The organism is Kocuria sp. WRN011 (genome assembly GCF_002295155.1).
GTDB lineage: Bacteria > Actinomycetota > Actinomycetes > Actinomycetales > Micrococcaceae > Kocuria > Kocuria carniphila.
Genome location: NZ_NSGI01000005.1, coordinates 58,518 through 71,626 on the forward strand (window position 1 = coordinate 58,518; position 13,109 = coordinate 71,626).

The 13,109-nt window shown below is 65.9% G+C and carries 10 protein-coding genes; 2 read left to right on the forward strand and 8 right to left on the reverse strand.

Annotated features, from left to right (window positions below; translation table 11 throughout):
* Positions 1 to 295 precede the first annotated feature (295 nt).
* The 6 genes from CKW39_RS08065 to CKW39_RS08090 all read right to left on the reverse strand — a co-directional run bounded on the left by CKW39_RS08065 (position 296) and on the right by CKW39_RS08090 (position 7,970).
* Entirely contained in the window at positions 296 to 1,126 is an 831-nt protein-coding gene (locus CKW39_RS08065; protein WP_095797631.1) for a metal-dependent transcriptional regulator, read from the reverse strand.
* Positions 1,127 to 1,352: 226 nt separating this feature from the next.
* Entirely contained in the window at positions 1,353 to 2,705 is a 1,353-nt protein-coding gene (gene allB / locus CKW39_RS08070) for an allantoinase AllB (RefSeq protein WP_095797845.1), read from the reverse strand.
* A gap of 429 nt (positions 2,706 to 3,134) precedes the next feature.
* Positions 3,135 to 4,289, reverse strand: a complete 1,155-nt coding sequence (locus tag CKW39_RS08075; protein ID WP_095797632.1) for a glycerate kinase — start codon at positions 4,287 to 4,289, stop codon at positions 3,135 to 3,137.
* Positions 4,290 to 4,383: 94 nt separating this feature from the next.
* Positions 4,384 to 6,159, reverse strand: coding sequence for a glyoxylate carboligase (gene gcl / locus CKW39_RS08080; RefSeq protein WP_095797633.1), 1,776 nt, complete (start codon positions 6,157 to 6,159; stop codon positions 4,384 to 4,386).
* 54 nt (positions 6,160 to 6,213) lie between these two features.
* A complete protein-coding gene (locus CKW39_RS08085) occupies positions 6,214 to 7,212 on the reverse strand; it encodes a 2-hydroxy-3-oxopropionate reductase (RefSeq protein ID WP_238663023.1) in 999 nt (332 codons plus the stop codon).
* Entirely contained in the window at positions 7,185 to 7,970 is a 786-nt protein-coding gene (locus CKW39_RS08090; protein WP_095797634.1) for a hydroxypyruvate isomerase family protein, read from the reverse strand. Before CKW39_RS08090 ends, CKW39_RS08085 begins: the two co-directional genes overlap by 28 nt.
* A 216-nt stretch (positions 7,971 to 8,186) precedes the next feature.
* Here CKW39_RS08090 and CKW39_RS08095 point away from each other — a divergent pair, with 216 nt between their 5' ends.
* Both CKW39_RS08095 and CKW39_RS08100 read left to right on the forward strand, forming a co-directional pair.
* Entirely contained in the window at positions 8,187 to 9,731 is a 1,545-nt protein-coding gene (locus CKW39_RS08095; protein WP_095797635.1) for an NCS1 family nucleobase:cation symporter-1, read from the forward strand.
* 135 nt (positions 9,732 to 9,866) lie between these two features.
* Positions 9,867 to 10,586 carry an aspartate/glutamate racemase family protein gene (locus tag CKW39_RS08100; protein ID WP_095797636.1) on the forward strand — a complete coding sequence of 240 codons (720 nt, stop codon included), beginning with the start codon at positions 9,867 to 9,869 and terminating at the stop codon, positions 10,584 to 10,586.
* A gap of 299 nt (positions 10,587 to 10,885) precedes the next feature.
* Here the strand turns inward: CKW39_RS08100 and CKW39_RS08105 are convergent, their stop codons facing one another.
* Positions 10,886 to 11,743 carry a bifunctional allantoicase/(S)-ureidoglycine aminohydrolase gene (locus CKW39_RS08105; RefSeq protein WP_095797637.1) on the reverse strand — a complete coding sequence of 286 codons (858 nt, stop codon included), beginning with the start codon at positions 11,741 to 11,743 and terminating at the stop codon, positions 10,886 to 10,888.
* Entirely contained in the window at positions 11,740 to 13,083 is a 1,344-nt protein-coding gene (locus tag CKW39_RS08110; protein ID WP_158222934.1) for an aldolase, read from the reverse strand. The genes CKW39_RS08105 and CKW39_RS08110 overlap by 4 nt, the downstream gene beginning before the upstream one ends.
* Between the last annotated feature and the right edge of the window lie 26 nt (positions 13,084 to 13,109).

Genomic DNA, 13,109 nt, shown 5'->3' on the forward strand with positions numbered 1-13,109 from the left:
GACATTGACGCGCAGTTGGGGTGTTGCGGGTCATGGCACATCGGACCGGATGAGGCGGGGCAGGATGGCCGGCCGGGGAGCCTCATGTGAGGGAAAAGCAGGAGCGAAGTCTCAGGGGAGGGAAATGCAGATAGCGGGCACCTTTTCTGCATCTTCATCACATGAGGCCGCGGTGCTGCAGGTTCCTCACATCAGACTGGATAGGCCGCGCTAACAGGCTGCGCCGCGGACACATGACGGGAGACCGGGCGGTTGGACAAGCTTGAGCGTGTGCCGGTCCCTGCACCTATGTCGGTTAGGACACCAGGATCGACGCCGCCAGCTCCCCGGGGATCTCCACGGTTTCGGTGCGGTCGGACCGGCGCAGTGTCACGGGGCCGGGGTGAGCCGAGTGGGCATCCGTGTCAGCCTGAGCTGAGCCGGCGACCACTACGGTGGCACCCGGCATGAGCCCGGCATCGTAGAGGGAGCGCAGCAACTCCGCGTGGGTCTGAACAGACTCCGAGATCAGCTCCAAGGTGTATTCGCGCTCGCCGTCGGAGTGGGGCACACCAGCTTCGGCAGCATCCGCGCCAGTTCCAGCACCCGTGCCAGCGCCACCGGGCCGAACCGAATCAGCACCAGCAGCATCCGCCTCGGCACCACCAGAAGCAGCACTCGTCTGCGCCACCGCATCCAACAGCGAGACACCCTCGGGGTTCTGCGTGAACGCCCCGTGGATCGGGGTGCCATAGGGGGAAGTGGTCGGCGAGGACAGCAGTTTCTCGAGCAGAACTTCCACCCGGTCGCTCATCACGTGTTCCCAGCGGCAGGCTTCTTCGTGCACGTAGGGCAGCTCCAACCCGATCACGTCAGCCAACAAGCGTTCGGCCAGGCGGTGTTTGCGCATCACGGACGTGGCCTGCGCGCGGCCCTCGGCGGTCAGGGACACGGTGCGGGTACGGATGTCTCCTTCGGAGAGGGTCATGAGCCCCTTGCGGCACAGCCGCTGCACGGTTTCGGACACGGTGGGGCCGGTGTGACCCAGTCGCTCCACAATGCGGGCGCGCAGGGCTGGGATGCCTTCTTCCTCAAGCTCCAGCACGGTGCGCAGGTACATCTCGGTGGTATCGATCAAATCTGTCATGGTGCGCTCCTAGCTGCGGAACCGTTCCTTCCCCGTGTTTGAACCTGCCAGACGGGCCAACGGGGACGGGTAAACCCAGACACGTCACCTCCGGCGGGTCGACCGGGCAAACCATACGTGAAAAATATCAATAGCGTGCCCGGGTTTCACAGTATCCACCGTGAAACCCGGGCAAGCCACTCATGGGCCACTAATAGGCCGCTAACCAGCCGCTACCGCGTGAGAATCACACCAGACCGCGATTGAGCAGACGGCCCGAGGGCTTCTTGTAATCGACTTCTTTGCCGCCCACAAAGGTCTTGCGGACCTTACCGGAGAGCACCTTGCCCTGGTACGGGGTGATGGGGTTCTTGTGGTTGAGGGACTTGGCGTCCACCACAAAGCTCTCGTCCTGCGCGAAGACGGCCATATCGGCGTCGTAGCCCAGGGACAGGCGACCCTTGGAACGCAGGCCCACGCGCTCGGCCGGGCGAGTGGACATCCACTGGAGGACCCTGTCCAGGCCCACGCCGCGGCGTCGGGCTTCGGTCCAGATCAGCGACAGACCCAGCTGCAGGGACGAGACGCCGCCCCACGCCACGCCGAAGTCGCCGTTACCCAGATCCTTGAGGTCCAGGGTCGAGGGCGAGTGGTCCGAGACGATGAAGTCGATGGTGCCGTCCAACAGACCCTCCCACAGCTTCTCCCGGTTGGAGACCTCGCGCACCGGCGGGCAGCACTTGAACGCGGTGGCGCCGTTGGGGATCTCCTCGGAGAGCAGGGTCAGGTAGTGCGGGCAGGTCTCCACAGTGATGTCCAAACCGTCACGCTTGGCGGAGGCGATCATGGGCAGCGCGTCGGAGGAGGACAGGTGCAGGATGTGCGAGCGCGCCTCGGTCCAGCGGGTGCGCTCGATGACCTCTGCGATGGCGATGTTCTCGGCACCGCGCGGGCGGGACTTGAGGAAGTGCTCGTACACGTCACCGTTGGGCTGCGGGGCCTTGTCGATGGTGCGCGAATCCTCAGCGTGCACGATCAGCAGCGAGTCGAAGGTCTTGACCTCGGCCAGCGCCTCTTCCATTTCGTCCGCCTCCAGGTGCGGGAACTCGTCCACGCCGGAGTGGAGCAGGAAGCACTTGAAACCGAACACGCCGTCGTCGTGCAGCGGACGCAGGTCCTGCTTGTTGCCGGGGATCGCACCGCCCCAGAAGCCGATGTCCACGAACGCGTTCTGCTGCGCGAACAGGCGCTTGTACTCGAGCGCGGCCACGTTCACGGTGGCGGGCACGGAGTTCAGGGGCATGTCCACGATGGTGGTCACGCCACCGGCTGCCGCGGCGCGAGTGGCGGAGCCGAAGCCCTCCCACTCGGTACGGCCGGGCTCGTTGACGTGCACGTGAGTGTCCACGAGGCCGGGAATGAGGGTCTCGTCGTCGGCGAGTTCCACGACCTTGGTGCCTTCGAGGTTCGCGCCGAGCGGTTCGATCGCCACGATCTTGCCGTTCTTGACGCCGATCTCACGCGGCGAGAAATGATCGCCGCACGAGACCTGCTTGCCGCGCACCACCAGGTCGAACGTGCCCGCGTGCTGGCCGGTGATCCGAGCCTCGGTGGGCTCGTCCGAATCCTTGAGCTTGTTCTCCGACTTGTACGCGCGGATCAGTTCGCGCACGCGCTCGGCACTGTTGACCTCGTTGGCGAGCTTGATCTGCTCGGCACGCGCGGACTCGACCTCTTCGCGACGCTCCTCGGTCACGGCCAGCTGCGAGTTCTCCTGGGCTACGTCCTGCGGGGATTCGTTGACCTCGGGGCTCGACGCCGCCTCGGCCACCTTGGCCTTCACGCTCTCCGTGGCGCGCTCCTCGTTGACCTGCGGGTCCGTGGTGCGCTGGTTCTTGTCCTCAGCGGGCCGGTTGTTCTTGGCGTTGCCGGTGTTCTTACCGGAGTCTTTGTTGCCCTGTTGAGGGGTTGCGTTCATGACGGGGAGTTCCTTTCGGAGGGGTGCGGGAGCGGTGACGGCGCGGGCCGTTCAGCCGTTCAAGGTCGAGGCTAGTTCTGAAGCTACCGTGTGTCCCACCTCACGGAGTAACCGGGGTGCTTCACGCATGGATGTCTGGGCGTCCGGAGCGAGGTCGGAGAGAGCGTGGGTGGCGCGGAAACCCGTGTCTTCCAGGGTCTTTCGGTCCAAGGTGGTGCGCCCGCACACCGCGATCACGGGCACGCCGTGCGCCTGCCCGACCTTGAGCACACCCACCGGAGTCTTGCCACCCAAGGACTGTTCGTCCAGGCTGCCTTCGCCGGTGATCAGCAGGTCTGCGCCGATCACGGCTTCGTTGAGGTTCACCAGGTCGAGGACGACGTCGATCCCGGGCCTTCGCGTCGCATCCAAGACGGCCAGCGCGGCATAGCCCACCCCGCCGGCGGCTCCGGCGCCCGGGGCTTCCGCGGCGTCGCGCGCCGAGTCTCCCAAGGTCTCGGCGAGGACATCGCGGAAGGTGGCCAGGGCGGCGTCGAGCTCGGACACGTCCTGCTCGGAGGCGCCCTTCTGGGGTCCGAAGACCGCGGCGGCACCGCGCTCGCCGGTGAGCGGGTTGTCCACGTCCGCGGCCAGGATGAACTGTGCGGAGGAAATACGGGGGTGCAGGCCGGAGGCGTCCACGGAGGCCAACTGCGCGAGGGCGGCGCCGCCGTCGGGAATCTCGTTGCCCTGCTCGTCGAGCAGGCGGGCGCCGAGACCCGCGAGCATGCCCGCGCCGCCGTCCGTGTTGGCGCTGCCGCCCACCCCCAGGATCACCCGGGTGCAGCCGGCGTCGAGTGCGGCGGCAATCAATTCACCGGTGCCGCGGCTGGTGGCCTCGCGAGCGGCGAGGATCGGTTCGCCGTTCTCGTCGTGGGGCAGCGCCGCCAGGCCGGAGGCCAGGGACATCTCGACCACGGCGGTGTTGTCCAGGCGGGCCCAGGCCGCGGCCACGGGTTCGCCGATGGGGCCGGTGACCGTGAGGTCGTGGCGTGTGTAACCGGCGGTGACCGCGGCATCCAACGTGCCCTCACCGCCGTCGGCCACGGGCAGGATCGTGACCTGGGCGTCGGGCTGGGCCTCGCGGATCCCGGCAGCGATGTGCTCGGCCGCCTCCTCGGCGCTCACCGAGCCCTTGAACTTGTCTGGTGCCACCACAATGCGCACGAGAACCTCCCGAAAATCTTTAGCTGAACCGCGGGCCGCGCACGTATTCCGTGAGCGGCCCGCGAGGTATCGGACAGAGTAGAACAGTCCGGTATCAGTCGAGCAGGGCGATGGCGGTGGGAGCGTCCACACCGCGTGCCGCCAGCTCCTCGAACTCCACCACGTTGTCCAACTCGGTGCCCATGGAAATGTTGGTGACCTTCTCCAGGATGACTTCCACCACCACGGGAACCTGGTGCTCCTGGGCCAACGAGTTGGCCTCGGAGAACGCGTCCTGCAGCTTGTCGGGATCGGTCACGCGCACGGCCTTGCAGCCCAGGCCCTCGACCACCTTGAGGTGGTCCACACCGTATCCCTGGGTTTCCGGGGAGTTGATGTTGTCGAAGGCCAGCGACACGTTCTGTTCCATCTTGAACCCACGCTGGGACTGACGGATCAGGCCCAGGTAGGAGTTGTTCACGACCACGTGGATGTAGGGCAGGTTGAACTGCGCACCCACGGCCAGTTCCTCGATCATGAACTGGAAGTCGTAGTCACCGGACAGCGCCACCACGGTCTCACCGGGCTTACCGCGCACCACACCCAGGGCGGCCGGACCGGTCCAACCCAGCGGGCCGGCCTGACCGGCATTGATCCACTTGCGCGGACCGTACACGTGCAGGAACTGGCCACCGGCGATCTGCGACAGGCCGATCGTGGACACGAAGGTGACGTCCTGGCCGAAGGCCGAGTTCATCTCCTCGTACACGCGCTGCGGCTTGATGGGCACCTCGGTGAAGTGCGTCTTGCGCTGCAGCTGGCCCTTGCGCTGGATGCACTCCTTGGCCCACACACCGTAATCGGGAACGGCAAACTTTTCCTTACGTTCCTTGGCCACCTCGAGGAGGACCGTCAGAGCGGCGTCGGCGTCCGAGACGATGCCCAGGTCCGGCGAGAACACGCGACCGATCTGGGTGGGCTCGATGTCCACGTGCACGAACGTGCGACCCTCGGTGTACTTGTCGATGGAACCGGTGTGGCGGTTGGCCCAACGGTTACCGATGCCCAGGACGAAGTCCGAGGCCAGGAACGACTCGTTGCCGTAGCGGTGCGAGGTCTGCAGACCCACCATGCCGGCCATCAACGGGTGATCGTCGGGAATGGCACCCCAGCCCATCAGGGTGGGGATCACGGGAACGTCGAGCACCTCGGCCAACTCGACCAGCTTCTCGGAGGCGTTGGCGTTGATGACGCCGCCACCGGCCACGATCAGCGGACGCTCCGAGGCGAACAGCATGTCCAGGGCACGCTCGGCCTGGGCACGGGTGGCCGCGGGCTTGGCCACGGGCAGGGGCTCGTAAAGATCGATGTCGAACTCGATCTCGGCCAACTGCACGTCCAAGGGCAGATCGATCAGCACCGGACCGGGGCGGCCCGTGCGCATCTCGTGGAACGCTCGCGCGAAGGTGCCCGGGATCTGGCCCGGCTCCAGAACGGTCACGGCCATCTTGGTCACCGGCTTGGCGATCGAGGCGATGTCCACGGCCTGGAAATCTTCCTTGTGCAGCTTGGCCACCGGAGCTTGACCGGTGATGCACAGGATCGGCACCGAATCCGCGATCGCGGCGTAGAGGCCGGTGATCATGTCGGTGCCCGCGGGGCCCGAGGTGCCCACGCAGATGCCGATGTTGCCGGGAGCGGCACGGGTGTAACCGTCGGCCATGTGCGAGGCACCCTCGACGTGGCGGGCCAGCGTGTGGCGGATCCCGCCGTCGTTACGCATGGCTGAGTAGAACGGATTGATAGCCGCACCGGGCAAACCGAACGCCTCGGTTGCGCCTTCCTTCTTCAGGATGGCGACAATGGCGTCCACCGTACGCATCTTGGTCATGATGTTCTCCTTGAAATCTTGTGTCAGACCGCCGTGCCCGCGTGGGCCGGGGAATTACTTCTTGTCGCCGCCGGACAGTTCATTGGCGAGCTTGAACAGACCCGAGTGGTCCAGTCCGCCGTCGCCGCGGGCGACCAGGGCGGAGACCAACTGGGCGACGACAGCGCCCAACGGGATGGTGACGCCGGCCTCGCGTGCGGCGGCGGTGACGATGCCCATGTCCTTGTTGTGCAGGGCCAGGCGGAAACCGGGATCGAAGTTGCGATCGAGCATCTTCTGTCCCTTCTGATCGAGAACCTTGGAACCGGCCAGGCCGCCACCGAGGACCTTCAGAGCGGCGTCCGTATCAACGCCGTAGGCCTCGAGGAACACGACCGACTCGGCGAGCAACTGGATGTTGCCGGCCACGATGAGCTGGTTGGCGGCCTTGACCGTCTGGCCGGAGCCGGAGGGGCCCACGTGCACGATGGTCTTGCCCACGCCGTTGAGGACTTCCTGGGCGGCCTCGAAATCGGTGGCCTCGCCGCCGACCATGATGGACAGGGCGGCGTCGATCGCGCCCTGCTCGCCACCGGAGACGGGGGCGTCCAGCGGGCGGATGCCGGCCTTGCGAGCGGCGTCGGCCAGGTTCACGGCCACGTCCGGGCGGATGGTGGACGCATCGATCCACAGGGCACCCTGCGGGGCGTTCGCGAACACGCCGTCCTCGCCCTCCACCACGTCCTGAACGTCCGGGGAGTCCGGAACCATGGTGATGATGACCTCGGCGTCCTTGACGGCCTCGGCCACGGAACCGGCAGCGGTGCCGCCGGCCTTGGCGAGCTCCTGGGCCTTTTCGGGGGAGCGGTTGTAACCGGTCACCTCGTGGCCTGCGGTGACGAGGTTCTTGGCCATGGGAAGGCCCATGATGCCCAATCCGATAACAGCAACCTTGGTCATGATGTTCTCCTTAGAAGTTCTGCGGTGATCCGCGGGTGTAGCTGGTGCTTGGTAGTGAGTTCTTGTGAGGTGACGGGGCGGCCGGATCAGGCGCGCTTCTCGCGGGGCAGCCACGCGAAGGGATCCTCCTGCGAAGCCTTGTACTCCAGGCCGATCACGCCGTCGTAACCGAGTTCACGGGAGCGGTCGATCCACTTCTCGAGCGGCAGCTCACCGGTGCCGGGCTCGTTGCGGCCGGGGTTGTCGGCGATCTGGATGTGACCGAAGTCAGCGGCGTGGTCCTCGATGACGCGCTCCACGTCGTCACCGTTGACGGCCAAGTGGTAGAAGTCGGCCAGCAGCTTGACGTTGTCTCGACCCACCTTCTCGATGATGGCCAGGGCGTCCGCGGCGGTCTTGAGCGGGTAGGCCTCGGTTCCGGAGACGGGCTCGAGCAGCACGACGCCGCCCAAGGGAGCCACGGCATCCGCCGCGCGCTGCAGGTTTTCGACGCCGATCCGGTCCTGTTCCGCGGCGTCCTCGCCGTCCAGGCGGTTGCCGTAGAGCGCGTTGAACGCCTTGCAGCCGGTGGCCTGGGCGATCTTCACCACGGCGTCGATGTTGGCCTGGAACTCATCCGAACGAGCCGGCTGGGAGAGCACACCGCGCTCGCCGCCGGGCATGTCACCGGCGTAGAAGTTCAGGCCGGTCAACTGGACGCCTGCGTTCTTGAGTGCGTCCACGAATTCCTGGATCTCGGCATCCGAGGGGGTGGACGTGGGGAACGGCCACCAGAATTCGGCGCGAGTGAAACCCGCGGAAGCCACGGCCTGCGGGCGGTCGTTGATCGGCAGGTCGGTCAGCAAGATCGAAGAGTTGACGGTGTAGCTCACGGTGTTCCTCCTGTGCGGTGACCCCTCGCGGGTGCCCGTCTTTCGGATTGTGGAAGTTAAGTTCTATCTAGTGAAAACGTTAGGTTAGAATGTGACCTACGTCAACCTTTGGTGTGAGATGTTTCTGTCTGTGTCTCCCACCCACCGGTGGACTACGCATCGGGCCAGGTCATCAAGGCCGCGCCCGGAGATCGACTCATCACCTAAGGAGGGGATATGGCCGCTGACGAGACCGCTCTGTCGCGTGAACGTGCTGCCGGGCGCCCGGAATTCGACCACGTCTATTCACCCGGCACGGTTCAGGCCGAACCGCCGCCCATCACCAGCGACCGGCTCTACAACGTGGACCTGGCCCCCACACGGCGAGAGGGACGCACGTGGAACGCGTACAGCATCTTCACGCTGTGGGCCAACGACGTGCACTCGCTGGGCAACTACTCATTCGCCATCGGGCTCTTCGCCCTGGGGCTCGGGGCGTGGCAGGTGCTCACCGCCTTGGGCGTGGGCGCTCTGCTGCTGTTCTTCCTGCTCTGCCTGTCCGGATTCATGGGCTACAAGACAGGTGTGCCGTATCCGGTGATGAGCCGCATTTCCTTCGGCGTGCACGGAGCGCAACTGCCGGCCGCCGTGCGTGGCATTGTGGCCATAGCCTGGTTCGGCATTCAGACCTACTTGGCCTCCGTGGTGCTGCGCGTGATGCTCATTGCGTTGTGGCCGGGGTTGGCACCGTTGGACAGCAACGACATCCTGGGTCTGTCCACTCTGGGGTGGATCAGCTTCGTGGCCCTATGGATCATCCAGGTCATCATCGTTTGCTACGGCATGGAAATGATTCGCCGGTACGAGGCCTTTGCCGGCCCCATCATCCTGGTCACCTTCGTGGCGCTGGCCGTGTGGATGCTGTGGCGCGTGGACTTCTCGATCGCGTGGACCACCGAGAACCCGCTGACCGGCTGGGAGATGTGGGTTCACATCCTGGGTGGCGGCGCGCTGTGGGTGTCCATTTACGGAACGTTCGTGCTGAACTTCTGCGACTTCACGCGTTCGGCGACCAGCCGGGGTGCGATTGTGAAGGGCAATTTCTGGGGCATCCCCATCAACATGCTCCTGTTCGGCCTGATCGTGGTGTCCCTGGCCGGTGCGCAGTTGAAGTTGGACGGCACCATCATCACGGCACCCGCAGACATCGTGCAGACCATCCCCTCCGTGCCACTGATCGTGCTGGCATCCCTGGCGTTGCTGATCCTCACGGTGGCGGTGAACCTGATGGCCAACTTCGTGGCGCCCACGTATGCGCTGACCAACATGTTCCCCAAGGCCTTGAACTTCCAGAAGGCGGCCATCGTCTCCGCCGTGATCGGTCTGGTCATTCTTCCGTGGAACCTCTACAACTCTCCCGTGGTGATCGTGTACTTCCTGGGTGGACTGGGCGCGCTGCTCGGCCCGCTGTTCGGCATCATCATGGTCGACTACTGGATCATTCGCCGCTCCAAGGTCAACGTTCCGCAGCTCTACATCGACACCAACGACGGCGCGTACTACTACCGCAAGGGTGTGAACCCGCGAGCGATTGCGGCGTTCATCCCCTCATCACTGGCGTCATTGGCCGTGGCTTTGCTTCCGTTCTTCGCTGGTGCGAGTGAGTTCTCGTGGTTCATCGGCGCTGGCCTGGGTGCGATCTGCTACTTGATCACCGCCAAGAAGCGCGTGGAATACACGGACCAGCACGGTGAAGCCATCGCCGTGGCCACCACCCACTGACCTGCCTGGCGGGGCCGTTCGGCTAGACCGGCGGCTCCCGCCCACCGCATGTCCTGCCCGGTGGGCGGTCCGTCTCTAGTACGGCCGCCCGCCGGGCACCGATCGAGAATCACTCACGTTTCAAGGAGTTAGACGATGCGCATTTTGACGGTCAACGTGAACACCACGGAGTCCATGACGGAATCGATTGCGGAGTCGGCGCGAAAAGTGGCCGAGCCCGGCGTCGACATCGTGGGACTGACCCCGCGTTTCGGGGCGCCTTCGTGTGAAGGCAACATGGAGTCCTACCTGGCCGCGGTGGGCGTGATGGACGCCGTGCTCAGCTACGACCAGCCCTTCGACGCCGTGATCCAGGCCGGATTCGGCGAACACGGCCGCGAAGGCTTGCAGGAACTGTTGGAGCAGCCGGTCGTGGACATCACCGAGGCCGCTGCCTCCATGGCCACGTTCGTGGGGCGCAGCTATTCGGTGGTGACCACCCTGGACCGCACGGTTCCCCTCATCGAGGATCGGCTGCAGCTGGCGGGGCTCTTGGACCGCTGCGCGTCCGTGCGGGCGTCCAATACATCGGTGCTGGAATTGGAGGCGGATGAGAATGCTGCGATCCAGTCGATCGTGGCCGAGGCACAACTGGCCATCGACGAGGACCGCGCGGAAGTGATCGTGCTCGGCTGCGGCGGCATGGCAGCACTTGAAGCCGCTGTGCGTGAACAGTGTGGTGTTCCCGTGGTGGACGGAGTGGCCGCCGCGGTGACCATTGCGCAGTCGCTCGTGCGCCTGGGACTCACCACATCCAAGTCCCGCACCTACGCCCCGCCGCTACCCAAGGACCTCAAGGGCTTCCCGTTGAGCTGAGCAGTCGGTGCGGCCTGCCCGCGATGCTTGGAGCGGGACAAGATCTGAGACACTCTTACGCCACCAACTAGAACTCGGGCACCTATAAGCCACATTTCCTCCGTGGAAGTGGCTTATAGGTGCCCGAGTTCTTGGCCGTGGCCTAAGGATGACTCAGATCTGGCCGACGGCGAGCAGCGCCACGACGCAGAGTAGCTGCGTCCCGCAGCATGAGCGCTACACATGAAATAGGGTTCCTTATCCCCGATTCCACAGCGGAAATCGGGGATAAGGAACCTTAAATCGTCATGGGGCCGAAATCAGCGCCCCGCATGCCCTCCCAGGGACAGGGGAGCGTGCCGGTTGACGTCCTTGTACAGCAGGTAGCGGAAGGGTTTGGGACCCCCGGCGTAGCAGGCCTGCGGGCAGAAGGCGCGCAGCCACATGAAGTCGCCCTCCTGCACCTCGACCCAGTCCTCGTTGAGGCGGTACACGGCCTGACCCTCGAGCACGTAGAGCCCGTGTTCCATCACGTGGGTCTCCGCGAACGGGATGATCCCGCCCGGCTGGAAGGTCACGATGGTCACGTGCATGTCGTGGCGCACGTCCGCCGGGTCCACGAACCGCGAGGTGGCCCAGCGGCCCTCGGTGCCGGGCATGGGCGTGGGTTCCACGTCCTGCTCGTTGGTCACGAAGGATTCCGGCTTCTCGATGCCCGCGACCTTCTGGTAGCGCTTGCGCACCCACATGAAGCGGGCTTCCTCGGAGCCGCGGTTGTGCACGGTCCACGTCTCGCCCGGGGCGATGAACGCGTAGCCGCCGGGGTTGAGGGTGTGGACGTCGTCGTCGCCGGGCTCGTCGCCCAGGGTCAGCTCGAGCGAGCCCTCCATGACGAACAGCACTGCCTCAGCATCCGGGTCGTCCTCGGGCTTGTCCGAGCCGCCGCCGGGGGAGACCTCCATGAGGTACTGGGAGAACGTCTCCGCGAAACCGGTCAGCGGTCGCGCGAGCACCCACAGCCGGGTGCCTTCCCAGAACGGTAGGAACGAGGTCACGATGTCCCGCTGCGTACCCCGCGGAATCACCGCGTAGGCCTCCTTGAACATGGCCCGGTCGGTCAGCAGATCGGTCTGCGGCGGGTGGCCACCGTGGGTGGCCCAGTACGTGCGTTCGCTCATCGTGTTTCTCCTGTTTCGGAATGTTCAGCGTTCGACGGCGCCGCCACGCCCGTCTTCGCGACCGAGCTCACCGTTTCCGGGGACAAGCCGGCGGTGCGCAGCTCGTCCTCGGTCACCGCACCGCACAGCGTGCCGCGCAGAATGTAGCGGGCCAGGGCGCGAGCGGTGGCGGGTTCATCGGCCACGTCGGCGGCTTCGATGCCGGGCACCGACCGACGGGAGTAGACCTCCAGGCGGTGGGCGGCGGCGTCGAACCCGTCGCGGTAGAACGCGTAATTGGTGAGGAAGCGCGTGGGCAGCTGGTGGGCGTGCAGGTCCCAGCCCTGGTAGTAGCCGCGCTCCAACGACCGGCGGACCAGTCGTGCGTGCAGTGCCCAGGAATCGCGGCGCTGTTCGGCGTCACCCACGGGCAACTGGTTGGTGGAGCCGTCGGACAGGTGCACACCCGTGCCGGCCACGGCCACCTGCATGACGTTCTTGGCGAAGTCCGCGGCGGGGTGCTCCATGGACTGGAACTGCGCGGAGATCCCCAGGGACGCCGAGTAATCGTAGGTGCCGTAGTGCAGCGAGGTGGCGCGGCCCTCGGCAGCGCGCAGCATCGCGGGAATCAGGCACGTGCCGTCCAGCCCCAGGATCATGGGGGCCGTTTCCATCTGGATCTCGAAGCGCAGTCGGCCGTTGGGCAGACCCAGCGCATCCTCGAGGGCCTGGCACGCCTCGACCATGACCTGCACCTGCTCCACGGAGGAGACCTTGGGCAGGGTCAGCACGAGTCCGGCGGGCAATCCGTCGGCGCTCACGCCGGCCTCGATCAGGCCGCCTTCGCGCACCAGGGTGCTGACGAAAACGTCCAGGGAACGCAGACCGCGGGCGCGGGTTGCCTCTTCGAAGCACTTGAAACGGATACCCGCGAAGGCCGGTGCCGGTGCGGATCCGTTGGCCCGGTTGATCGCGAACTGCGCCACGGTGCGGGCGGCCTGGGCCGCTGCGGCGTCTTCTTCGCCGTCGGAGCGATTGCCGAAGCCGTCTTCGAGGTCCAGTCGCAGGTCCTCGATGGGCTCGCTCTGCAGCTTGGCAGCCACGCGATCAACGACGTCGCTCACGCCGTCCCCGGTGAGCCCCGCCAATTCGGCGAGCACCTGGAGGCCGCCCGCTTCATCGGCGGCGGCCTGAGCGGCGCGCCCCCATTCGGCGGGGGTGTCCACGGTGACCAGGTCGGCCGGGATGTAGCACGTGTGCACGGGCTGGCGGACCCCGGGGTCACCCGGGAAGAACCGGGCGAGGTCCGCATCGGTGCCGGCGAGCACGAGGTCTGCCCGCTGGTAGAACGTGGTGGGCAGGCTCGCGCCAGCCGGGACGGCCCCCG

Coding starts and splice junctions, on each gene's coding strand:
- CKW39_RS08065 (WP_095797631.1), bottom strand. CDS start 1,126: ATGACAGATTTGATCGATACCACCGAGATGTACCTGCGCACCGTGCTG.
- gcl (WP_095797633.1), bottom strand. CDS start 6,159: ATGACCAAGATGCGTACGGTGGACGCCATTGTCGCCATCCTGAAGAAG.
- CKW39_RS08095 (WP_095797635.1), top strand. CDS start 8,187: ATGGCCGCTGACGAGACCGCTCTGTCGCGTGAACGTGCTGCCGGGCGC.
- CKW39_RS08100 (WP_095797636.1), top strand. CDS start 9,867: ATGCGCATTTTGACGGTCAACGTGAACACCACGGAGTCCATGACGGAA.
- CKW39_RS08105 (WP_095797637.1), bottom strand. CDS start 11,743: ATGAGCGAACGCACGTACTGGGCCACCCACGGTGGCCACCCGCCGCAG.